The sequence below is a fragment of the Lonsdalea quercina subsp. quercina genome (assembly GCF_000688655.1).
GTDB classification, from domain to species: Bacteria; Pseudomonadota; Gammaproteobacteria; order Enterobacterales; family Enterobacteriaceae; genus Lonsdalea; species Lonsdalea quercina.
In genome coordinates this window covers 1-22,827 of record NZ_JIBO01000013.1, presented here as the reverse complement: position 1 = coordinate 22,827, position 22,827 = coordinate 1, and the positions used below count along the sequence as shown (strand labels likewise).

Annotated in this window: 17 protein-coding genes, 1 tRNA gene and 2 pseudogenes; 4 read left to right on the top strand and 16 right to left on the bottom strand. The window is 51.9% G+C overall.

The features are described 5' to 3' along the window. Positions 1-443 (top strand): annotated as a pseudogene (locus tag RZ35_RS13005) (HlyD family secretion protein); the annotation flags it as partial. Between the two features lie 153 nt (positions 444-596). On the opposite strand, the gene RZ35_RS13000 reads toward RZ35_RS13005, so the two are convergent. After that, positions 597-672: transfer RNA gene (locus tag RZ35_RS13000), tRNA-Gly, on the bottom strand. A gap of 590 nt (positions 673-1,262) precedes the next feature. Between RZ35_RS13000 and RZ35_RS12995 the strand changes: the two genes are divergently transcribed. After that, complete coding sequence (locus tag RZ35_RS12995; RefSeq protein WP_026743706.1) at positions 1,263-2,573, top strand: MFS transporter; 1,311 nt, start codon at positions 1,263-1,265, stop codon at positions 2,571-2,573. Positions 2,574-2,775: 202 nt separating this feature from the next. On the opposite strand, the gene RZ35_RS12990 is transcribed toward RZ35_RS12995, so the two are convergent. The 6 genes from RZ35_RS12990 to RZ35_RS12965 all read right to left on the bottom strand — a co-directional run bounded on the left by RZ35_RS12990 (position 2,776) and on the right by RZ35_RS12965 (position 8,759). Further along, positions 2,776-3,936, bottom strand: coding sequence for an NAD-dependent formate dehydrogenase (locus RZ35_RS12990; protein WP_026743705.1), 1,161 nt, complete (start codon positions 3,934-3,936; stop codon positions 2,776-2,778). A 134-nt stretch (positions 3,937-4,070) separates the two neighbouring features. Beyond that, positions 4,071-4,985 carry a LysR family transcriptional regulator gene (locus RZ35_RS12985; protein ID WP_162174224.1) on the bottom strand — a complete coding sequence of 305 codons (915 nt, stop codon included), beginning with the start codon at positions 4,983-4,985 and terminating at the stop codon, positions 4,071-4,073. A gap of 704 nt (positions 4,986-5,689) precedes the next feature. Next, positions 5,690-6,178, bottom strand: a complete 489-nt coding sequence (locus RZ35_RS12980) for a hypothetical protein (RefSeq protein ID WP_139171537.1) — start codon at positions 6,176-6,178, stop codon at positions 5,690-5,692. A gap of 32 nt (positions 6,179-6,210) precedes the next feature. Beyond that, positions 6,211-7,008 (bottom strand): tetratricopeptide repeat protein, encoded by a 798-nt coding sequence (locus RZ35_RS12975; RefSeq protein WP_139171536.1) that lies wholly within the window; start codon positions 7,006-7,008, stop codon positions 6,211-6,213. Between the two features lie 120 nt (positions 7,009-7,128). Further along, positions 7,129-8,085 carry a DKNYY domain-containing protein gene (locus RZ35_RS12970; RefSeq protein ID WP_026743701.1) on the bottom strand — a complete coding sequence of 319 codons (957 nt, stop codon included), beginning with the start codon at positions 8,083-8,085 and terminating at the stop codon, positions 7,129-7,131. A 308-nt stretch (positions 8,086-8,393) separates the two neighbouring features. After that, positions 8,394-8,759, bottom strand: a complete 366-nt coding sequence (locus RZ35_RS12965) for a hypothetical protein (protein ID WP_026743700.1) — start codon at positions 8,757-8,759, stop codon at positions 8,394-8,396. Between the two features lie 468 nt (positions 8,760-9,227). On the opposite strand from RZ35_RS12965, the gene RZ35_RS18620 reads away from it, so the two are divergent. Then, a complete protein-coding gene (locus RZ35_RS18620; RefSeq protein WP_394296485.1) occupies positions 9,228-9,317 on the top strand; it encodes a SymE family type I addiction module toxin in 90 nt (29 codons plus the stop codon). Between the two features lie 66 nt (positions 9,318-9,383). Here RZ35_RS18620 and RZ35_RS12955 read toward each other — a convergent pair whose 3' ends face one another. Further along, the gene (locus RZ35_RS12955; protein WP_026743698.1) at positions 9,384-9,749 is read right to left on the bottom strand and encodes a hypothetical protein; all 366 of its coding nucleotides are present in this window, start codon (positions 9,747-9,749) and stop codon (positions 9,384-9,386) included. Beyond that, positions 9,749-11,304 (bottom strand): annotated as a pseudogene (locus RZ35_RS17685) (RHS repeat domain-containing protein). The gene RZ35_RS12955 and the pseudogene RZ35_RS17685 overlap by 1 nt, the downstream one beginning before the upstream one ends. Before the next feature lie 99 nt (positions 11,305-11,403). On the opposite strand from RZ35_RS17685, the gene RZ35_RS17435 reads away from it, so the two are divergent. Then, the gene (locus RZ35_RS17435; RefSeq protein ID WP_071999800.1) at positions 11,404-11,583 is read left to right on the top strand and encodes a SymE family type I addiction module toxin; all 180 of its coding nucleotides are present in this window, start codon (positions 11,404-11,406) and stop codon (positions 11,581-11,583) included. 62 nt (positions 11,584-11,645) lie between these two features. On the opposite strand, the gene RZ35_RS12945 is transcribed toward RZ35_RS17435, so the two are convergent. The 7 genes from RZ35_RS12945 to tssI form a co-directional block, all read right to left on the bottom strand. Then, complete coding sequence (locus tag RZ35_RS12945; RefSeq protein ID WP_026743697.1) at positions 11,646-11,909, bottom strand: immunity protein TriTu family protein; 264 nt, start codon at positions 11,907-11,909, stop codon at positions 11,646-11,648. Next, positions 11,903-16,729 (bottom strand): TreTu family toxin, encoded by a 4,827-nt coding sequence (locus RZ35_RS12940; protein ID WP_051625572.1) that lies wholly within the window; start codon positions 16,727-16,729, stop codon positions 11,903-11,905. Before RZ35_RS12940 ends, RZ35_RS12945 begins: the two co-directional genes overlap by 7 nt. A gap of 14 nt (positions 16,730-16,743) precedes the next feature. Next, entirely contained in the window at positions 16,744-17,676 is a 933-nt protein-coding gene (locus RZ35_RS12935) for a DUF4123 domain-containing protein (RefSeq protein ID WP_036153408.1), read from the bottom strand. Next, positions 17,673-18,620, bottom strand: coding sequence for a DUF4123 domain-containing protein (locus RZ35_RS12930; protein WP_026743695.1), 948 nt, complete (start codon positions 18,618-18,620; stop codon positions 17,673-17,675). The genes RZ35_RS12935 and RZ35_RS12930 overlap by 4 nt, the downstream gene beginning before the upstream one ends. A gap of 180 nt (positions 18,621-18,800) precedes the next feature. After that, positions 18,801-19,580, bottom strand: a complete 780-nt coding sequence (locus tag RZ35_RS12925) for an ankyrin repeat domain-containing protein (protein WP_071999799.1) — start codon at positions 19,578-19,580, stop codon at positions 18,801-18,803. Further along, positions 19,580-20,974, bottom strand: coding sequence for a PAAR domain-containing protein (locus RZ35_RS12920; RefSeq protein WP_026743693.1), 1,395 nt, complete (start codon positions 20,972-20,974; stop codon positions 19,580-19,582). Before RZ35_RS12920 ends, RZ35_RS12925 begins: the two co-directional genes overlap by 1 nt. 9 nt (positions 20,975-20,983) lie before the next feature. After that, positions 20,984-22,827: type VI secretion system tip protein TssI/VgrG (gene tssI / locus RZ35_RS12915; protein ID WP_036153405.1), on the bottom strand; the 1,844-nt coding region annotated here is incomplete at its 5' end.

The following is a 22,827-nucleotide window of genomic DNA, read 5'->3' as shown; positions in this document are numbered from 1 at the left end:
TTCTGACCCGAGTGGAAGAAATCGACCTGCATCAGCTGAGCGAAGGTATGCCGGTACACATAACCGGTGAGGGTTTCGCGAATCGGGCGCTGACGGGGCATATCGCTACCATCGCGGTACAAGGGGATGCGGCAGAGGCTCCCGGCTCCTCCGCCCATTATGACGTCGTTGTCGCCGTCGATACGCCACAGAACGGCACCGGCGAGCGTATCCGGCTCGGCATGAGCGCCAAGCTGGCCGTCGTTCTCTATCACAACGAACACGGCATTGCGGTGCCGCCGCAGGCATTGCGCATCGATGATAGCGGGGAAACCTATGTGCTGTACCGCGCAGCGCCCAACGCGGAGACGGAGAAAGTCATCGTCACACCGGGTCGAGCCATCGCTCAGGGCATTGAAGTGCAAGGATTAAGCGCAGGTTATGTGCTGACGCCGACGCTGTAGTGCGATGAAAGGAGGTACAAACAGGAACGCCACAAATCAGGCCGCATGTTTTATTCAGGATGTGGAGAAATAAAAGGCAGAAACGAAAAAAGGACCCTAAGGTCCTTTTATCACTGCATTACAGAGCGTATATGACGTCTGTAACACTGAATTTGGAGCGGGAAACGAGACTCGAACTCGCGACCCCGACCTTGGCAAGGTCGTGCTCTACCAACTGAGCTATTCCCGCGTTACAACCGACTTTCACTGGCGATAAACTGTGAAGCCGTTCAATAAATAAAACTTTCAATCTGTTGATTAATCAGCGTTTTATCTATGTCTTCCGAAGAAGTGGGCGCATTATGTCGCTCTTTGCGGATGATGGCAAGCCCTTTTTTGGCAGAACGGACAGGAAACGGTTTATCTGCTCATTAGAGCATCAAATTGCCCCTTTTCGCCGTGATTTTGGGCGGCAACGTGGCGGTGCATCCAGACCGCATCCGCTTATTTTGCCCCTCCCCTTTGGCGCCTAACCGCTCACTTAGCGGATCGCGCATAGACCGCACCGAACAGGCTTTGCACAATTCAAGAAGATAGACCAAGAGAATCGATTGCCTGTCACCTAATCGCAACATTTAGCCTCAAATGACGCTAGCCAGACTTTTTGCATCTCAGTAGACTGACTTTCCCACTGCGCGAATAAACGTCTACCGACCGTGGTGCATCACGCTTGGACACTGAGTACGCTTCCGACCATCGCTTTCCTTCCCGCAGACACGACGCACTGCGGAACAAAGCCTATGGCCGCAGCCATCATTGGATCGATGAGGAATCTCTGACATGACTAACGCATCTGCCGCCGGAACCACGCCGGTAAAAGAAGATGAACATACGCTCTATCGAAAAATCGTCTGGAAGCTTATCCCTTTTCTTTGTTTCTGTTATCTGGCCGCCTATCTGGACCGGATTAACGTCGGTTTCGCCAAGCTGCAAATGGTGCAGGATTTACACTTTAGCGAAACCGCCTTCGGATTGGGCGCCGGACTGTTTTTTGTCGGCTACATCCTGTTTGAGGTACCCAGCAACCTGATGCTGGAAAAGATCGGCGCCAAAGTCTGGATTGCCCGCATCATGATTTCGTGGGGCGTATTGTCGACCTGCACACTGCTGGTGACGACGCCAGCGCAGTTTTACCTTCTGCGTTTTCTGCTCGGCGCCGCCGAAGCCGGCTTCCTGCCCGGCGTTCTTTACTATCTCACCCAATGGTTTCCCTCCCACCGACGTGGGCGCGTGATCGCCCTGTTTATGATCGGGCTACCTCTGTCGAGCATTGTCGGCGGACCGCTTTCCGGCTGGATCATGATTCATTTCGATCAGCTCCATGGTCTGCGTGGCTGGCAATGGCTGTTTTTGCTGGAAGGCCTGCCCAGTGTTTTGCTGGGCGTCCTGACGCTGTGGGTTTTGCCTAACAACTTTCGACAGGCCAACTGGCTCAATCAGCAGGAGAAAGCGCAGGTCGCCCTGGCGCTAAAACAAGACGAGGCTGAGCGTCGCCATTCCCCTCACCGCTTCCGGGAAGGTTTTTTCAATCTGAAAGTATGGATGCTGGGCGGTATCGATTTTTCCATTTTGCTGAGCGCCTACGCGCTGGGGTTCTGGATGCCGACGCTCATTCGACAAGCCGGGGTGGCCGATCCTTTCCATATCGGGCTGTTGACCGCGCTCCCCAGCCTGGCGGCCTTATTGGGGATGCTGGTGATTGGCGCCAGTTCGGATCGCCGCCGTGAACGCCGCTGGCATATCATCATCCCTTTTCTCATCGGTGCCGCCGCCATGGCAGGCAGTACGTTCTTCACCGACAGCGTCATCGCCACAGTGCTGCTCTTTGCCATCGCTCAGGCCACCATCATTGGCGCGGTGCCGGTCTTTTTCAGCCTGCCTGCCACCTTCCTCACTGGAACCGCAGCGGCAACGGGTTTTGCCCTCGCCTGCTCGCTGGCGAACATAGCGGGTTTGGTGAGTAACTCACTGATGGGATTTGCGCTGGATCTCACCGGAAGCAGCGCAGGCGCGCTGTGGTTTTTTGCCGCTTGCCTGCTGGCAAGTTCTCTGCTGGTGATCGCCCTGCCTGCCAAAATCGTTAACCGATAACGACGCTGACAAAAAAGGCCGCGTCAGACGGCCTTTTTTCTACAGAAATCTCAGGGCGTATCAGACTATCGTTATCGTCTTCTCCTTACTGGCGCGCGGGGCGTCACGGCTCTAAGCATCAGGGCTTACGGTGCCCGATGAACTGATAGGCACGAAGAACAGCCTGCGACGGCCACAGACCGCCGCAGCGCTCACCTGTTCGTCAGGCTAACTTATAGGAGTTGGCGCCAGTGCCGGCCAGGTTGCCGCCGTCGACAATCAGATACTCCTGACGGATCGGCTTCCCTTCAAGGAAGTTTTNCAGAATTTCCAGCGTCCCAGCCGCATAACGCGCCTGCGCCGAGAGAGAAGTCCCGGAGATGTGCGGCGTCATCCCCTGATACGGCATGCGTCGCCACGGGTGGTCGACCGGTGCCGGTTGAGGATACCAGACATCGCCGCCATACCCTGCCAGCTGGCCTGACTCCAACGCGCGAGCAATCGCATCGCGGTCGCAGAGCGCGCCACGCGCCGTGTTGATCAGATAGGCGCCGCGCTTGAACAAAGACAGGAAGGCTTCGTTGACGAATCCCTGAGTCGAGGGATATAGCGGCGTCTGCAGGTTCACCACATCGCAGACCTTAACCAGCGACTCCGGGGTTTCGTGGTAGGTCAAGCCCAGCTCCTGCTCAACCTCTTTCTCCAAACGATGAGGGTCGTAATAGTGCAACTGCATATCAAAAGGTTTCAGACGTCGCAACGCCGCCAGACCAATACGCCCCGCGCCTAGCGTCCCGAAGTGCATCCCCTCGACGTCATAACTGCGCGATACGCAGTCCGCGATATTCCAACCACCGTTGTTGGCGATTTGGTGCGACGGCAGGTAGTTGCGGACCAGGGCCAGTACGGTCATCACCACATGCTCCGCCACGCTGATGGAGTTGGAGAAAGTCACCTCGGCGACGGTAATACCGCGTTCGGCGGCGGCCTTGAGATCGACATGGTCGGAACCGATGCCCGCCGTCAACGCCAGCTTAAGTTTTTTCGCTTTAGCGATACGTTCAGCAGTCAGGTATGCCGGCCAAAACGGCTGAGAAATAACCACATCGGCATCCGGCAAATGGCGATCGAAAACGGAGTCAGCGCCTTCCTTATCGCTGGTCACAATCAGCTCATGCCCCTGGCTTTCCAAATATTGACGTAGCCCCAGCTCGCCGGAAACGCTGCCGACCAGTTCGCCGGGAGTGAAGCCTAGCTCGCCAGACGGCGTGGGTGCTGTCTGACCATTGGGGTAGGTACAAATTTTCGGGATATCGTCACGGGCATAAGCAGGGGGGAAACCGGTTACAGGATCGGGATATAATACGCACAAAATCTTGGACATAGTCATCTCCATATACCTAAGCAAGTTAATTATATAGCGTTGATTTACAGCTATATTTCCTGTCACTAGGGCCAGTCTGGGCGCATAAGAATCACCCGTCCAATCGTTTGAAAATATCTCTTAATAGCTGTGCCCTATTGAGTTGCCCGGTATATGGGTTGATCGATTTTGCTCTGTAAGTCGAACTGTGTCGTCGTTCTCCACACTGCATCTAGCAGGGCAGGCTGAGTGTCCTTACGCAGTCGCAGCAAGCTCATTTCCGGCAAGGGNGGAGACTCAATGGGATGGACGACGATACCGTTCGCGATCAAGTGCTCGGGAATCGCGCTGATGGGGGCGATACTGCAGGCTTGGCCGCTGCTGACCATTTCATGCAACACGCTAAGCGCGTTGGTTTCGATAATCACCTGAGGCGTCACACCGGCCTCACGGAAAGCATCTTCGATGACCCGTCGATTTTGCATCTCATGATTGAACAAACACAGCGGTAATTCCCCTACATCGCCCCAACTAAAGGCATCCCCAACCGGGGGAGCGACGTCACTATTGGACAGCAGAACGAATCGCTCCGCGTAGAGCGATAGAGATTCGTAAATATCTCCAGCGCTGGCGTCGGAATAGGCGATGCCTAAATGCAAATCCTGATTTTTTAGTCGGTTCAGAATGTCGCGCGTACTTAGGGAAAAGACCTTCAAATTCAGTCTGGGGATGATGCGGCGATACTCTTTAATCAGCGTGGAAACCGCTCGCATCGCCGAAGGGACTGCACCGATGACTAAGTTCCCCCCGGCCACGGCTTGCGCCAGCGCGGCCTCTTGCTTCAGCCCGTCTAACGAGGACAGCGTTTTTCTCGCCCAGTCCAGCACGCGCTCCCCTTCCGGCGTGAATCCTTGAAAGCGGCGTTCGCGCCGAATAATGGTAATGCCCAACTCGCGTTCCATTTGTTGAAGCGCAACGGACAAAGAGGGTTGCGAAACCCAGCAACTCTCTGCGGCCTGAGCAAAATGCCGATGTTCAGCCAGTGCCACCAGGTAATGAAGTTGTCGCAAAAACAAGGTTAACTCCTTTTAGACTAGTGCCTTTCCATAGAAAAAACGCTAGAGACCAATGAAAACTCCCTGCGCCGACATGCTCCTTCAGCGATTTCATCCTGTATCATCGCCATCNCTTCAATGCGTTAATCCATCCTGTATTTACTAGCTCACAAAAGACTCAGCGCTGCGCGCTGTCGGCAACGCGCTTGCCGCCTTGGTTCATCCACCGTGGAACTCTCGTCATCCATGCCGCTGTTTTCTTCCTTTCTCGCGACAAACATAGTCCAAGTTGATGAAATAGCAGGACAGACCAGCAAAATTGTACAATAGATAGACAATGAGATGGCAAATCAGAGTGTAGATTGAGTAGAACGCGTTTAGGGTACGGAGTACGATTTTGCTTGTTGGCAGGCGCTCATCGGCACCCGCAAAGGGACAAGGTATGCAGAGAAGTCAGGACAAGGGGTGAGAAGAAAAGGAGGAAAAGGTGAAAAGGAATAAGAGTTAATAGGAATGTCTTATCGTTCGGATGGAATAGTGTTATTGAATAGGGAAAGTCAGGTGTTCTGAAAATAGGGTAATAAAGATAAAAAATTGTTAGGCCGCTACAAAAAAGCAGCCCCCCCCCAAAACGATGCGAGGTAACCTTATCCGGCCAATGGAAAATACAGATCAGAAGGTACTGGTTAGATGCATGACAGTATTATATGCGTGGCTCACTAATACTTTCTCAATAAATACCTTTTTATTGCGGCAGCATTCTTATATTTAAAATAAAGTTTCTCACCGGAGAACTCTCCCTCATCACCCCATAGTTTAGGATCATCGGTAATCTTTGTATTTCTCGTCATTCCACCATCCTGAATGGCATACCCATAAACTTGATATGACGTTCCAGATATTCTTTCCGCCCGATGCATAACATTCCATGAAACCAAGACAACGACATTTTTCACCCCATTCAACGTAATGAAAAATACCGTTTCGATATTTGGAAAACCACCATTGACATCATAACCGTCTATTTTCATAACATGGCCTTTATTTTCGAAGTAAAGGCCAAGAGGCTGGTTAACATCGTTTTCTTTTTTTATAGAAACACGACTATCCTGAGATATTTCAAAAGGCCCTTGCACGAAATTTGATTCAGTACCTGCATAACATCTCAATGCCAAAAGCATTATCAATACTGTGAATATTTTTAACACGCTCCAAGTCCTATTCTGATTGGGATAATAGTTTAGTTAATTCTTTCCAGCACTCTGGAAGGTATTTGTTTATTATGACCCGCCCTCTTCATCAATTTGACATACTGTCTATAGTTAAACATGGATTTTACTGTGTTTTTCATTTCCCAGTAAGACTCAGCCAAATTTAAATATACGGCTATCCGATTAGGATTTTTTCTTTTTACAACTTCAAAGTATTTGATAGATTCGTCATAATTCTTATTCTGCTGTAGAAAATAACCATAGTCATTATAAATGCGTTCATTATAAAATCTCTCGACTCCTGACATAGTCAAATAGGGATCGAGAGCGTTTATCGCCTGTTCGATTTTACCTGCGCGAAACAACGCAACAGCATTAACATAGTTTTCTTCCAAAATTTTATCAAACAACGTATCGAACTCTTTACTATGTTTATCGACAACAGAAAACTCACCCGAAAATTCAGTTCCTAAAGGACAAACGTCCACGGTTCCTTCGAAAAAAATATTTACCTTATTTCCCACCACACTAAAATAAGCAATATCTTTTTGAGTAGACGAATAACTCATTCGCCCAGAATGAAATGGCAGCAATGTTGCTAAATATTCGGTTTTGTTTTTAGTGATCCCAATTTTAATCACACAGTCAGCTGGAGAGCTCGCCCTCAAGTCAGAACTTCCTCCATATAAAGTTGAAGTTAATCGAACATTCCCTCTCGAGTGCTTTTCGAGCCCTATCAATGTAAACTCACCATTATAAATACTAACATCGGCACACGCGTACAATGGAAGAAAAAAGAATAAAAGGCAGATGCTCAGTTTAACCATACTTTAGGTTCTAACCTGTTTATAATATTACCTCTGTAATCTTAAAGACCCAAAGAATAACTCATATATATTATACGGCCACATTGGGCCGCATAACTGTATGTTACTAAAATGACTTCATCACACTTTATGACATGACGAGTCATATTTGTCTTTCATCAAGATACACGCCCATTTATTGACACCATCGGAAATTCTTACTTCCCCACGATCCTGCTCTACGCGCATCTTTTGAGGGTTCACATCTTTGATCAGTTCTGCATCAACAGCGACGAACCATACATATTTCCCATCACTAAACACATTTTCACTGACCGGGTTTATATTTTTTACCGCTGTGTCGGCAGGGATAACAGTCTGCCTTTTGTCATAAACATAAAATCCGTGTTTGTCAGCGGACATGGTAAAAGAGAAACATTTGAATGTAGACACATCAGCATCTGGATATTTCAATCCTTCATAATAGAGCTCTCCGTCAATATTCGCCCATCCGTAACATGGTGAGTAAGCGCTCGCGTTATGCTTGTAGGGTAAAACAACATCGTTTCTAGCAACGAAATAATAGTTATTTTTATCTTTAGCCTGATGAGTAGATAACGTTTTAAATGTTTTAACATCGACACCTTCAATTTTACTACCCGAGATAGTAAAGACGACTTTTCTATCGGTGAAAAAAGGGAAATCAAGGGCTGTAAAATCCTCACCATTAACATTGAAATCTAAAAGAGCACAGTCTGCATACGCTTTGTTATTGACAAACAAAAAACTTCCATCGAATACCCTTGCCGTATCAGGGTTAAAATCCTGAGGTAATTTCAATGCATTGCAATAATAATTTCCACCAGAGGATGCAATATTAGTGTTTCCGTGATTTCGATAAATAACTTTAAAACTATCAAGGTCAACATCAGATAATACTTCAGGTGCAACATTCGCGAAGGGTTGAAATACAACCCTATCTCCTATCAGCTTATAAGGATATTTGACATCGTCTTTTCCCATTGCCATACACTGCTGGGTAATGAAGAAAGTAAAAACTACGGCCGACGCTTTTTTTACACAGGCACTTAACTTCAAATCATCTTCCTTTTTATTTTAAGAACAGCTTTTTAAAGGTGGAAAAATGATGAAAACCAATTTCATCATTTAATAAAAACCGATAACTTGGTTATATTAATTCATCAATAACGTACAATTCTCTTTTTGTATTTTAATCCTATACCTGAATCCCGTGCCCCCCTTCTTTCATCGCACCAACTATAAAAACGTAATCGGGCGTGTAGAAAGCACAATTAATAGAACGGTGTTATTGAATGTTAGCGATGACGGGTCTATCTAGATTACCATCGTAGAGCTAATAATAAAAAAGCCGTTTGGGGAAAAATTTAGAAACGAGGCTTGCACTCATAATGCTGGCTTGGATCACGCTTCAAACTGCTACTCGTTAGCCATTTTTCAGTGAAATCGTCATCCGGCAAGAGTTCATTCCCATTATCAGAGACTTTGAGTCGGAAAGCGCCGTTAGAATAAAGTGTAATGACTCGCCCGTCATCCTTACCCTCTACAACATAGGCCGCTCGAACAAAATCATAAAGTGCCTGGCCTGCAGGACAAAACGTCAGGCTTTTCGCCAATGCGTTTTTATCTTGATTAACAAATATACCTTCAAGCCATTGCGGCTCTTCTCCTGCTGCTGTGAGCGGCAGACTCGCCGCCAAAGAAATAGCTACATACTTGATGAATTTATTCATAATTAACTCCTTGTTTGAAAATTATTATTCACATCCAATTACCGACATCGTTGAATAGAGGGTGCACCACGTCCGTTACCACGTTATGTGACTGGGTGTCGCTTTCGGTCGGAATCCCGCGCGGACTTCTCGCTTGCGACTTAACCTGCCGCAGACGTCGTACTCATAGCGTACATCGCCGCGCTCGACGATACGCCCTGCGCCGTCGTAGCGACGCTGGCCCTCGGATACCGCCTGAGACACCGACAGCGGGACGCCGGACGAGGCCATAATTTCCGACACTTCGCACAGGTTCTGCTCACTGTCGTAACCAAACAGTTTTGCCTGACGCTCCAGCAGCCGGTCTCGTTCCAGCTCTGCGGCTAAATAAAAAATAGAGNGAAAGTAGAGCGTTACTACAGGTTGAGATACGCCCCGCAAAACGGGAGACCCAACCCTCCTTCGGCCATCAATCTGAAAAGCCGCTAGCTGGAAGAGTCGGGCTTTATGACCGGGATGCCCGTCACCGTCACGGTAGAGCGTGGCAGGATTATTATCGAGACCGAGATCAATCTGTAGCGGCTGACCTGACCGCTAATAAAATAAAAACCCGGAAGGATCGTCAGATCGCTTCCGGATTCTATATCAATCATATTTCAATTCAATATTACCAATAATATCAAAAACATGATCATATGTGCTTAACATCACTCTTTTCCTATTTTTTTTATACTCTCCCTCAACCTCATCAAAGCTAGAAAGTGTGTATTTCTCATAAGGGAAATCATCAACTTTATATATAGACACACTCTCTACATCACTAAAATAAAACTCAACACATACATCAGGGGCATCTTTAACTGAGGGAATACAACCTCGCAGAGAAAGTGAAGTTTTGATATTCACCGTCATAGGTGTAAGTTGAATAGAGCAATCTCTAATAATTAAGGCATTTCTTGAGAAGATACGACCGTATTTTGTATCTAACTCTTTAATTTTTAAATCAGTCATTATCCGCAAACCTTCCTTACTGTAATACCTTTTCCACCTGTTTCTGTGGAGAAGCGTCTATTTAGATTTATCTCTGCCAACTCTTCAGAAGTTGCCCACCTAGAAGGCATTTTTGATATGCCGGCCTCTTTTGCAGCATACAATCTTCTATTATCCAAACTAAACACTGAATCTTTATGTGCCCCTTGGGACATTAGCCTTTCTTGGACATTAGTCGGTAAGTCACGCATCCTGACTTTTCTAATAGGTTCAACCTCATTTATATAGGATGGATTATTTTTCAATCTATGTACTAATTCATTTATTGAACCACCATCCGAAAATGAACCAGCAATACTGTCCTGAGAAAAAAGAATAGTTTTTGGGCTAATTAAAGATAATCCAAAGGGATCACACCACTCCAATGGATTATGCACATACCCTTGTGGCCTCAATCCCCCCGCCAGCCCTATCGGGTCCGGCGAGATATACTGCCCGCTGTCCGCATCATAGTAACGATGCCGGTTGTAGTAAAGCCCCGTTTCCGCGTCGTAGATTTGGCCCTGATAACGCAGCTCGCAGTACACTTCCTCGTTCGCCGCGTCGCCCAGATAACGCTTCAGCCCCACCGGCAGCCGGTCTTCACGGTGTCCGTTCCACAGCCCCTGCTCACCGCGCCAGTGGACTTCTCCCGTTTCGCTGCACAGCTCCCGCGCCGTGCCCGCTAAATCTGTCACCACATAGTGCAGCCGGGTGTCGTCTCCCTTGCGTTCGACCTGCGCCAGCGGTCGGAAGCTGCCGGGCTCATACACCCACTGCACTTCCCGCGCCGGGGTGCCGTCCGCATAGTATTGCACCTGCCCCACCAGCTGGTCGCCGTCCCACTGGTACTGAACCTTCGACACCGACTGCAACGAGGCCACCTGACCTTCGCGCACCTTGCTCACCCGGCGTCCGAACGCATCGTAGCCATATCGCCAGCGCGCGCCATCCGGCAGGCTAACCCGCCGCAGACGTCATACTCATAGCGTACATCGCCGCGCTCGACGATGCGCCCTGCGCCGTCATAGCGACGCTGGCCCTCGGACACCGCCTGAGACACCGACAGCGGGACGCCGGACGAGGCCATAATTTCCGACACTTCGCACAGGTTCTGCTCGCTGTCGTAACCAAACAGTTTTGCCTGACGCCAGCGCCCATTCCGGCGCTCCGCCGTGACCTGTCCGTTGCCGTTCAAGCGGAAATCCTGCTCGCCCCAGTGAGCGTCTTTTATCCCCACCAGACGGTCCAGCACGTCGTAGCGATAGCGCCGTTCCAGATGGTGCGGCTCGCTGCCGCCGCCGTTCACCAGCGCCTGACGCTCTAACAGCCCGGTCTCGCTCCAGCTCTGCGACAGCGCGAAGCCCGCGCCGTTGCTACGCAGGCTTTCCTGACCCGCGTCCGTATGGCTGAAAGATAAGGCCTGATGCGAGCCTACGCCCAGCGCCGACAACCGCCCTGATTGCCACTGCTGTTGCAGCGGCGCCAACAGCCCATTGACCTGCGCGCGGTAACCGCTCGCATCGTAGTCGCTGATGATCTCTTGCCCATTGACCCGCTCAGAGATGACCTGACCGGAGCGGTTATAGGCCTGCACCACACGTGAGCGTTAAACCCGCGACTAAAAGAGAAGAGATTGGCAACAGAGCGTTACTATACCGTGGGATACGCTTCGCATAATGGTAAATCCAACCCACCCCCCGCCATCAACCTTAAAGGCCGCTGGCTGGAAGAGTCCGGCTTTATCACCGGGATGCCCGTTACCGTCACGGTGGAAAGGGGCAGAATTATTATTGAGACGCAGATTAATTTATAACGGCTGACCAGTTAGTAAAATAAAAACCCGGAAGGATCATGAGATCGCTTCCGGCTTATTATCTATTTGAGAAGATCGCTAAATTCTTTAAATGACTCTATTATTTCAGTTATCCCAGACAGCTCTCTTCTCTCATTTATAATATATTTTTCGGTATCAATATTCATTATTTCCAACATACATGATTTATCATCCCACACAGTAAAACGGGCGATCTTACTTTCATCCTCAAAATCAAAAACCAAGCTATCCGTATAATCATTCTTATTGATTACAACTTTATAATTACTATTTAATAGAATCCAATCCTTTATTTTATTTAGCATTTCTTTTCTATTCCTTTCTCGGTTTTATGTGCTGCTACCTTTATATTTTCTGCTTTTGGCATTTCAGGAACAGGTAATCCTTTACGTTTAGCTAAACGCCCTTCAAGAGAATCTGGNCCCACAATTTTTGCCCAGCCTTCATTGGTTTTAATCAAAGATCCTTCTGGCACATCAAACTCAGCATATACTGTTCCGGGCTTAGCTTGTTTACCAAAAGCTTCAACATCTGCGGGGAAAGCAACATGAGTTGTACCGGTATTGCTCTGCACAACTTTTCCTGTTTCCAACATTTGCTGATGTTCGGCAGGACTCATCCATCGGCCAACTTTGACCAACCCCAGCGGGTCAACCCACTCCAATGGGTTGTGTACATAGGACTGAGGTCGGATGCCGCCGTTTAACCCTATCGGGTCCGGCGAGATATACTGCCCGCTGTCCGCATCATAGTAACGATGTCGGTTATAGTAAAGCCCCGTTTCCGCGTCGTAGATTTGGCCCTGATAACGCAGCTCGCAGTACACTTCTTCGTTCGCCGCGTCGCCCAGATAACGCTTCAGCCCCATCGGTAAGCGGTCTTCACGGTGTCCGTTCCACAGCCCCTGCTCACCGCGCCAGTGGACTTCTCCCGTTTCGCTGCACAGCTCCCGCGCCGTGCCCGCTAAATCTGTCACCACATAGTGCAGCCGGGTGTCGTCTCCCTTGCGTTCGACCTGCGCCAGCGGCCGGAAGCTGCCGGGCTCATACACCCNCTGCACTTCCCGCGCCGGGGTGCCGTCCGCATAGTATTGCACCTGCCCCACCAGCTGGTCGCCGTCCCACTGGTACTGGACCTTCGACACCGACTGTAGTGAGGCCACCTGACCTTCGCGCACCTTGCTGACCCGGCGTCCAAACGCATCGTAGCCATATCGCCAGCGCGCGCCATCCGGCAGGCTCACCCGCCGCAGACGGTCCTGCGTATCCCACTCGTAGCGTGTTTCTTTCGGTCGGAATCCCGCGCGGACTTCTCGCTTGCGACTTAACCGGCCGCAGACATCGTACTCATAGCGTACATCGCCGCGCTCGACGATGCGCCCTGAGCCATCGTAGCGACGCTGCCCTTCCGACACCGCCTGAGACACCGACAGCGGAACGCCGGACGAGGCCATAATTTCCGACACTTCGCACAGGTTCTGCTCACTGTCGTAACCAAACAGTTTTGCCTGACGCCAGCGTCCGTTCCGGCGCTCCGCCGTGACCTGTCCGTTGCCGTTCAGGCGGAAATCCTGCTCGCCCCAGTGACTGTCCTTGATGCCCACCAGACGGTCCAGCACATCGTAGCGATAGCGCCGTTCCAGATGGTGCGGCTCGCTGCCGCCACCGTTCACCAGCGCCTGACGCTCCAGCAGCCCGGTCTCGCTCCAGCTCTGTGACAGCGCGAAGCCTGCGCCGTTGCTCCGCAGGCTTTCCTGACCCGCGTCCGTATGGCTGAACGATAAGGCCTGATGCGAACCTACGCCCAACGCCGACAGTCGCCCTGACTGCCACTGCTGTTGCAGCGGCGCCAGCAGCCCGTCGACCTGCGTGCGGTAACCGCTTGCATCGTAGCCGCTGAGTATCTCCTGCCCATTAACCCGCTCAGAGATGACCTGACCGGAGCGGTTATAGGCGTATTCCACGCAGGCGTCGGCGTTGCTGGCGCGCAACAGGCGTCCTGCGATGTCATAGTTCAGCGTGGTGACGCTTTCCGTCGCCCCTTCAGCGGTGAGGTACTGGACTTCCGTCACCCGTCCTAAAGCATCATGCGAGTAGTGTTGCTGGCTGCCGTCGGGGGCGGTTCGGCACGTTAAGCGGCCCGCCACATCGTAGGCATAGCGATATACTCGCCCGTCATAATGTTGCTCTTCGGAAAGCCGTCCACACTCGTCAAAGGAGTAAGTCCAGGCGTCACCGTGGCTGTTGGTCACACCGGCGAATTCAGCTTCCGTATTGTAGTGATAGCGGACTGTTGCACCGAGTGGATCGGTGGCTTCCATCAGGTTATCAAATGCGCCGTAGCGGAACTGATGCTGCTGCCCTAACGCATCGGTAACAGAGGTGAGATTGCCTTCTTTATCAAAGCCAAAAGTGGTTTCGGTACCGTCCTCATAGATGACTTTTGACGGCGCTTCTCGATAACCTTCATATTCCCAGCGCCGAATCTGAACGCGCGACTCACGAGCGATATGCCGCTCGGTCAACCGGTCCTGCGCATCGTAGAAGAATCGTACTGAGGGGGCGTTATCCACTTCGATCGTACTGACCAGCCCTCGCGCGTTGTAATGATAACGTTGCAGCACGCCGTTAGGGCCGATGATGGTTTCCAGTAGGCCCTGATCGGTATAACTATGCAGCCACTCGCGTCCTTCCGGATCGTTGACTTCCACCACCTGACCCTGAGCATTGCGCTGATACTGCCACACATGGCCAAGTGGATCGGTGTACGCCAGCAATTGCGCATCATCATCATAATCATAGTGGTGTACCGCGCCGTCCGGCAACGTCACGGTCGTGATCTGCCCCCAGTCGTTACGCTTGAACTCTGTGCGGTGACCTAACGGGTCAGTTTGCGCCACCAGCTGATTGTGTTCCCATTCGTACAGCGTCTCGCCGCCATCGGGCGTCTGATGACTGAGAATATTGTTGCGTTCATCCCTGATGTAGCGCGCCACACCACCAAACCCATTGTGGTAATACGTGGTGAGTTGTTCATCGTCATAGTCGAAGCTACCTGCCCAGTAGCCTTCCGATGCACGGTCGCGCACGGCTCGTCCCTGGCTGTCATAGGTATGTTCGACCCAAGTTTCCGACAAATCGGACCAACGCAACATCCAACCTTCTGGCGAATAACGGTAATCAAAACTGCGTCCTTCTCCGGCACGAACGCTAACCAGATAGCCTTTTTGATCATAGGTGTAGTTAACCAGCGTCTGTAGCGGCCGACGCTGACGATCGCATAACGTCAGGCAGGTGATTCGCCCGTGCTGCGTTTCCACATGCACCAAACGCTCATCCGCGAGCACCACCCATCGTAATTCGCCAAATTCCCACAGCAGCGACGTACGATTGCCTACGCTATCCTCTACTGCAGTCAGACAGAGCTGCACGCCGCGAGTATGTTCAAACCAGTAACTCATCCCGTCACGATGGCGTAGCACCAATACGCCTTGTCGACGCGTTAAACGCCATGCGGGATTGGAAAGAGAAAGGCTGTACTCGCCCTCAACAGGCGCCGCGAATATGGCCTGGTTAAACTCCCCATCCGTCAACGTCACCACGTCGTTTTCGAGTTTGAGGCTCATATCCCAGTTGCTGCGCCAAAGCTTCCCCAGCAAACCGGAGATTCGGGGGCCTCCTGAACGATAACTTCTTTTCAAGGCCAGAGGGAAAAGCCCTGAAATCTGAAAATCCGTGCGCCAGTCAACGACATAACCCGTCGCGACATCGACCGGGTCGCCTGCGCAAGTCGATTCGGACGTACACAATTCGTCCCCTTTTTTCTTCGCAACGTTCTCTGCTTCTGCTTCCGCAGCCCGACTTTCCTGTTTCGTCGCCCCCGCCGTCATTTGTTCAGCTTTGGTCGCTTTACCTTTACCCAGCGCCGTACCCGGCTTTTTGGTCACAATTTTGCCGATGAAGGATTCTACTTTCTCGATAATGGTATTGATGATGCTTTCGAATTTTTCTATCAGCCATTTCAGTACCCTGACAATCGAATTAAAGCTGTCTTTAGCAAAAGCCACGATCCAGCTTTTCGCCGAGTTGGTCGCATCTTTCAACATACCCTCAACGGCCAAGGCAATTTTATTTAGCAACTCGATGGCTTCAATCGCGATCGTTTTAATTTTGGAGGAAAAATCCATCAGCCATCGCACGATATTACCGTCAGACAGATGACGAATTTCTCGTATTGCGAGCTGGATAGCGCGTTTATCAGCGACGGCACCAGCGACTTTTCCAATCGCTTTTAATACCGACTTCCCCGCATATTTAAGAACATGGCCTGCGCCGGGTACCACGCCAATAACATCTAATACACCCTCGCTAATAAAATAAGGGTCCTCGAGATTCTCAGGATTTTTATAGGCAGCCCAGCACCATTCGCCAATGAAATACACATCAGGCGCTTGCCCGACAATAGGGACAAATCCAAGGATGATCTGGCAAAAGAGGAGCACAGCAGTTTCAGTCGTGTGACTGGCGACTTCCGTTGACAGGCTATGATGGACTTTATTGATAGCCTGCTTCAGCTCTCGACTGCCGTTGTTAATTCTGTCCTTCAGCTCCATGAAGCGGTTATAAGCCAGCTCATATTTATCTTCATAGTAAAAATACATACCACCATAAACATGACTGTTGATGCCGACTTCGTTATAACGCTGACTCTCTTCCTGATCGTATTCCAGCAATCCTTCTTTGCTGAGTAATAAATAAAGCGTGAAGTACTCGCCCGCGAGTGCCGCATATTCGGGATTGGACTGTAGTACCGGATTATTGGTGACGGTGTCTTCGGGTTCGAACTCGTCGCTTCCTTCCTGAATATTCAGCTCGTAGCCATTGCAGCCCATATCGTAGATTTTGAAATAGCCGTTCTCATCCGTTTGGCCGCTGATATTCGTACCATTGCTATCCGTAACGACAAAAGGCGCGTTAGGGACGGGTTTTCCCGAATCGTATAAGTATTGAACGAAAATTTCACAAGCGCATTTCTTACATCCCCCAGAGATGGCTTTATCGCTGGAAAAGTTCTTACTTGCGGCCTCTTCGCTGGAGACCAGCGTCGCTGATTTCGTCTGTTCCATAGCACTACGTCCTTTTATGCTTTGATCTGTTGGCTCACCGCTGCCGCGTAGAGGCGATCCATCTTGTTCTGGGTTCCGATGATTTCCGGTTCCGCCATGACTATTTGCGCCCAAGGCTCATGGATAAAGTCGGGGCTAAGCTCCGTCGCCAGCGCCAGATAGCGCACGATATCGCGGTCATTGTTGAATCCTTGCAATTCGGCTTGTTTCACCTGTTGCTGAGTAAATGCCAGCAGCGCGTCGTCGTCGTTGGACTGCCATCGCGGATGGTAGGTGCGCAGGTGAGTCATGTAGGTTTCCAAGGCGTTCTGCGTGGACGGGCCCAGGATAGCCTGCCATTGGGCGTCGCTGAGTTGGCGAGGCGAGGTGTCAGGGATATCATGAGGTTCACGCTGTGTGAGGGTCAGCACTTTCGACACGCCGCCTTCCGGCGCAATGTCATAGAAGCGGGCAATGGGGCCGAACAAGGCCGTCGCCTCCTGCGCCGTGCTGGCCGACAAAAGCTGTTTCACTATCAGCCAGTCGCTGATGCGTAGAATGGCATTATCTCCATCCGGCAGCGCCACCAGGCTCCAGTGCCGCAGGTGGCTGACCAACTCGACCAGCTGCTGTCCGGGCGTATAGGCCTGCATAAACCACTCAAGCTGTATACCGACACCCCAGCCTTCGCGGGTGCAAAGGTACTCTTCCAACTGAGGCCAGTTTTGGGCCGTGACCGGGATGCAATAGGGGGAGATGGACGCATGCTCGCGTCCAGCCTCGCCCCAGTACAGCCGGGTGTGTTCCAGACTGCCGCCCCAGCGCTCAGCCAGCCACGGCGCCGCGTCATTAAGGGCCGCTTCCGCCACGATGAAACACCCGCCTTCGTCAATGCGTGCCAGCCATCCGTCAGCGTCTTCGTGTGTTTCAGTCAGAAAAGGCGTGGTTAAAGGTGTCGTTAATGTCACTCGGTGACCTCCAATGTGTCAGGCGATAGTCCCTTCATCCAGTCAGGCCGGTGGTAGTGTGCTCGAACGTCTTCCAGATGGCACGGCTCGGCTTTGAACCGCTGAATAGATTTTCCCAGGGCGTGGTTCATGGTCAGATGAATAAAATGAGGGTGGAGATAAAACTCGCTGCCGATAATCCAGCGATGAGCAGACCAGGCTTCACATTCGGCGTCGGTGGCGCGCGGATATAATCCTTTGGCCAGATCGATACCGCTAATAAAACGTTTTCTCAGTAGTTCGATATCTAATAAAAAAAACGTTCTTTCGCTGACATACATAAAAAGCTGATTCGCCAGACAACGCAGCCGATTATCGTGCGTTAAGAGATCAAACTGGGTTTGATTCAGCGATATTTGATAATTGTTCGTCGCTGGGAGAGATATTTCCTCCTCAAGCAAGGGAACATAATCCAAAAACTCGCGGGTCTCTGCCGGCAGAAATAGCTGCCGGGCCGGCGCAAGAAAATCCGTTTGCGCCTCTGGACTGATTGTCGCCCACCACAACGCCAGCGCATCTGGGCCATAGCTGCGAAACAACGTCTCCTGCCCAGTGGGGCCACGGCAAACCACGCGTTGTTGCCAGTACTCCACCATCTCATCAAGCGACATGTCGGCTGCCATCAGCAACGTCCCCTGATGGCCGTAATCCTGGCTTTGAGTCCAAAGCAGCAGCGTTTCTCCGCAGTTACCTTCCTCAAGTTCGACAATAATCGGCGCGACCGCACGTAAGGAGTCAGGGAATATTGGTGCATCAAGCTGACGCCACTGATTTTTGGCTGACTGATGAAAGGCGCGCCAATAATCAGGCAGCGCCGGATAACACATCACATCAATAATGGCGTACAGCGGCGAAGTTTTATTTCGAATGATCTCAAAGAGTCTCAGGCTGTTGTTTTCGTTCATCTGATAAACCTGAATTTTAATTAATGGATAACAATAAATAATTAACGTCGCGAAATAACGGCGTTATTCCACGCAGTGACATATATATTTTTCGTGAGGGAATAAATGAGAATATGTAACTTTGCAAGAAGGGGAAAATGTCAGGGAACGATTATCCGATCGTTCCCTGATGACTATGATCTATTTAGACTTATCCTTTTCCCACTGCGCTCTAACTTCTTGAGGAGAGGGAGGGGGGAACCTGACCCCTTTTTGCTCTAGCACCTGCTTGACCTTCATGAGCCACGGACGTTGCGGCGCATCTTTAGACATCACCGACTCGCTAAAATGAACATTCCAAGCGAGATCAGAGCCGATATCATCGTAACCCTCAACCGCGGCTCCGTGTTCCATCAACCAGTAGACGATTTCATATTTGTTCAAATAAGCCGCATACAGTGCGCTGTTTCTTTTCTGCGTATCTTGCGCATTAATATCTGCACCGCGCGCCAGTAAAAGTTCTATATCCGCCCAACGCTCTTCGCCGATCGCGCTGAACAAAGGAGGTTGTCCGTTACTGCTCAACGTATTCGGGTCGCCCCCAGCGTCCAGCATCATCCGCAACCAATCGGGATCTTTAAATCCGGTTACCGTATTGACCGCCGTATCACCATCCCCATCTTTAAAGTTGGGATCGGCACCGAGCGTTAAACTCATCCCCACCGCTTTCTTGTCACGAGTTTCAATAATCAGCCATTGCAAAGGAGTTATGCCTTCTTTGCCATGAATATTAAGCTTAACGCCCTGAGAAAGCATTTCTCTGGCTTTGCTCTCATCACCCGAGCGAATGTGTTCCAATAGCGCAGCGGTTGCCGGGTCAAACAGCTCTTTGGCTTCCATACTCCGTCCTCCTATATTGCAGGCTGTTAACAGGCTGGCGATAAAAAGACATCCCCACTTGATACGTTTTAACCATTGCATCACGTCTCCTTAAGTACACCACTAATCGCGCTGATATCTTCTCTTTTCTGCGTTTCAATCCCGGCAATCACCTGATCCATACCGTGACGGGCAATGGGCGATCCGCCCAGTGACGGTAGCGACGACATCTCACCGACGGCTTTTGGTAGAGCGCCTTCGTAAAGCTTTATCATGCCGAATGCCGCCCCGACCATCGCACCCATTGAGCCGCCGCCGATCAAACCGCCGAGTAGCGACCCAATGCCCCCCAAAATTACCGGAACCGCCGCCTTGCCGTAGGTCTGCGCCATGGTCAGCACCTCACCATCGACAGCCTGCGTTTTGATCAGTGCGGCCGTCTCCTCCAAAGAGGCTCCCTCAGCCCGGGCGACCGTATTGGCATGTAGACCCGCAGCGTTAAAGGTATAGCCGGGACGTTTGGTTGCACTAACGCCAGCAGAGGCTAATCCTCCCCCCAGCGAGTGGCCAACGAGCTTTATATTTTCATTTGCATATTCAAATGTTACGCGTTTCGCTAAATCCATCGCTTGGTTATATGTGGCAGATTCCAAGCCTAAACCTTGTAAGCCATTAGTTTTCCAATCCTTAGCGCAGGTCACCGAGTTATCGGTCCCTCGATAGGTAAGCATCGTTTCGCCATTGATCTCCGACTTAAATAACGCGGCCCCAAATCCGGACTTTTTATTGAAATAAGGGTTATTTTGATTTGACAACATCTGCTCAGGATCAACGATAGACAACCCCACCGGCGGGGGAGGAAGCTCCGTATACTTCCCACGGCGAAATTCATCCACATCATAGACATACTTCGCGGCCTCTGCGCGTAAAATGCTGTCATTGTTTTCAGCCAGACGCTTGGCGGCGGCTTGCAAATTCGGATTGGTCGACGCCTGTTGCGCCAGCTGTTTACGCGCCGCGTAACGCGCTTTGCGCTGTTCCAGCGTCAACGCTTCCGTCGGCAGCGGCAGCTCGGCCGTTGGCGTCCACGACATCAGACCTTTCCACGGCAACATCATTGGCGACAACGCCAGCAGCGGCGATCGCTTGCTGGCCGACTGCTCCGCACAGGATTTAATCGGGGACTGATGCGGCGTGTCGCCGATGATCACATCCCCGCTACCTGCGGCGACCGAACCGCCGCAGCCGATGGCATCGCCTACGCGCGCCGCCGCTTTACCGTTAATGATGACATTACTGGATCCTGCCGAGATCGACCGGGGATGTAAGGCATGCGGCATGGTGGGACAAGGGCAGGCGTGCAACAGCACCATATCGCCTTTTCGGGCGGCGGGTTTGCCGTTGATGATGACATCGCTGCTTCCCTGAATGACCGGCGTGGCGGGGAAACAGCCATGCCCGGAGCAGCTGTCGCCTAAACGTGCGGCACTTGGCATGATATCTCCTTATCGACGATCCGGCGCATCTGGCAGCGTGGGTTTATTCGGCGCATCCGGTTCGATAGAGGACGGCGCGACACCGGTCCCCGGCGAGCCGCCGTCGTTGATCTTGACGATCGTTCCCGAGATGGTCACTCCTGCGCTGTCGATTTTGATAAAGCCGCCAGACGATTTGATCGTTAAGGCCTGACCGGCCTCCAGCACGATGTCCGCTGCCTTGAGGTAGCTGTCGGTATTTACCACCGTGCGCTGATGCGCGCCGATCAACGTCTCTTCCGAACCGCTGATGGTCGACTGCCGACTGCCCGTGATCTTGGTGATCTCACCGCCGCCGATCAGCCGCTTCAGGGATTGACCAATCTGTTGAATGAAATTACGTCCGATCGCCTGATGATGATCTTGCCCGATCTGTTCAAAATCATCCTGACCGATCGTTCGGTGACGGTGACGTTCAACCCGCTGATATTGATCCTGCGCTACGCTCAGATGTTGATCCAACCCTACGCTCTGGCGATGGATATGGTTGATCACCGTATCCGCATCCTTTTGCGCATGAACGTAAATTTGTTCGCGCGATACTTCATCTTCGAAGCGCAACTCATTAAAACCCGTNCCTTTATGCGTATCGGTGCGCAGCGTGGTACGCGTTTTATGCTCCGGCAAAACGTAAGGCGTCGGGTTAGTCGCGTGGAACGTTCTCCCCGTCACCAGCGGCTGGTCCGGGTCGCCCTCCAGAAAACTCACCACCACCTCATGACCGATGCGCGGGATGGCTATCATGCCGTACTGACCGCCCGCCCAGCCCTGACTGACGCGTACCCAGCNCGAGCTCTGGTCGTCGCTCGAACCGTAGCGGTCCCACGGGAACTGCAGCTTCACCCGACCGTATTCGTCGCAGTAAATCTCTTCCCCTGCCGGCCCCACCACCGTGGCAATCTGCGGGCCGTCCACCATCGGGCGATGCGGCATTTTCGCTCGCCACGTGGTGCTGGCCTTCACCACTCCAAAGGTGTTGGTCAGCGTCGTCGGCTCGCCGCCGCCTTCCTCTTCCAGCGCCTGCGGCTGGGNGCCGGTGTGGCNGACGGTCACCACCTGCCAGCCGATGTTCAGCGTCAGGTTCGGGTGCTCCGTCAGGGTAAACGCGCTGCCGGGCATCAGCGCCGCACAGTTCGAACTGCCCTGTCCGGTGACCGCGTCGGCGCGCAGCGCATCCAGCCGGTGGCCGCTGAACGCCTTGCCGCTCGGGNCTTTCTTGAAACGTCCCGGGTAGTCGTAGTGCTGGTAGCTTTCACGCTGATGGTCCAGCGCCTCGCCCAGCTTCTTGTGCGNCAGGCCGTAGGCCGGGGTCTTGAAGCTGTAGNCTTTTAGCTCCACTTCCGCCGTGCGCACCGCTTCCCGATAGCTGAACTGGCGCACGTACGCGCCTTCTGATAATCCCTGACTGGCGAGGTTGAAGAACAGGTCCGGGCCTTTGCCCAGCGCCACCGCGTCGTCCGCGAACACCACCCGGTGTTTGCCCGCCTCGAATTCGTGGAAGTAGAACAGCCCTTCCTCCGCCGCCAGCCGGTTGATAAACGCCAGGTCGCTCTCCCGGTACTGCACGCAGTATTCCCGCTGGGCGTGCTCGTTGCGCAGGGCAAAGGCGAAGTCGGTGATACCGGCCTCCTGCAACAGGACGCTGATAATCTCTTCCGGCTTCTGCGCCTGGAAGATGCGGGCGTTGGTGCGCAGGCCCAGCCGCCACAGCGCCGGACGCACCACCGCCTGATAACGCGTACGCCGAAAGCCGGTGTCGCCCTGACCGAACTCGCTGACGATACCGCTCACCCGCCGTTGCAGCTCGCCTTCGT

What these genes read in the sequence shown, in the direction of transcription:
- RZ35_RS12945 (WP_026743697.1), bottom strand. Translation starts at nt 11,909, where the DNA reads ATGCTAAATAAAATAAAGGATTGGATTCTATTAAATAGTAATTATAAA.
- RZ35_RS12925 (WP_071999799.1), bottom strand. Translation starts at nt 19,580, where the DNA reads ATGCAATGGTTAAAACGTATCAAGTGGGGATGTCTTTTTATCGCCAGC.
- RZ35_RS12920 (WP_026743693.1), bottom strand. Translation starts at nt 20,974, where the DNA reads ATGCCAAGTGCCGCACGTTTAGGCGACAGCTGCTCCGGGCATGGCTGT.
- RZ35_RS12975 (WP_139171536.1), bottom strand. Translation starts at nt 7,008, where the DNA reads ATGGTTAAACTGAGCATCTGCCTTTTATTCTTTTTTCTTCCATTGTAC.
- RZ35_RS12930 (WP_026743695.1), bottom strand. Translation starts at nt 18,620, where the DNA reads ATGAACGAAAACAACAGCCTGAGACTCTTTGAGATCATTCGAAATAAA.
- RZ35_RS12965 (WP_026743700.1), bottom strand. Translation starts at nt 8,759, where the DNA reads ATGAATAAATTCATCAAGTATGTAGCTATTTCTTTGGCGGCGAGTCTG.
- RZ35_RS12955 (WP_026743698.1), bottom strand. Translation starts at nt 9,749, where the DNA reads ATGACTGATTTAAAAATTAAAGAGTTAGATACAAAATACGGTCGTATC.
- RZ35_RS12995 (WP_026743706.1), top strand. Translation starts at nt 1,263, where the DNA reads ATGACTAACGCATCTGCCGCCGGAACCACGCCGGTAAAAGAAGATGAA.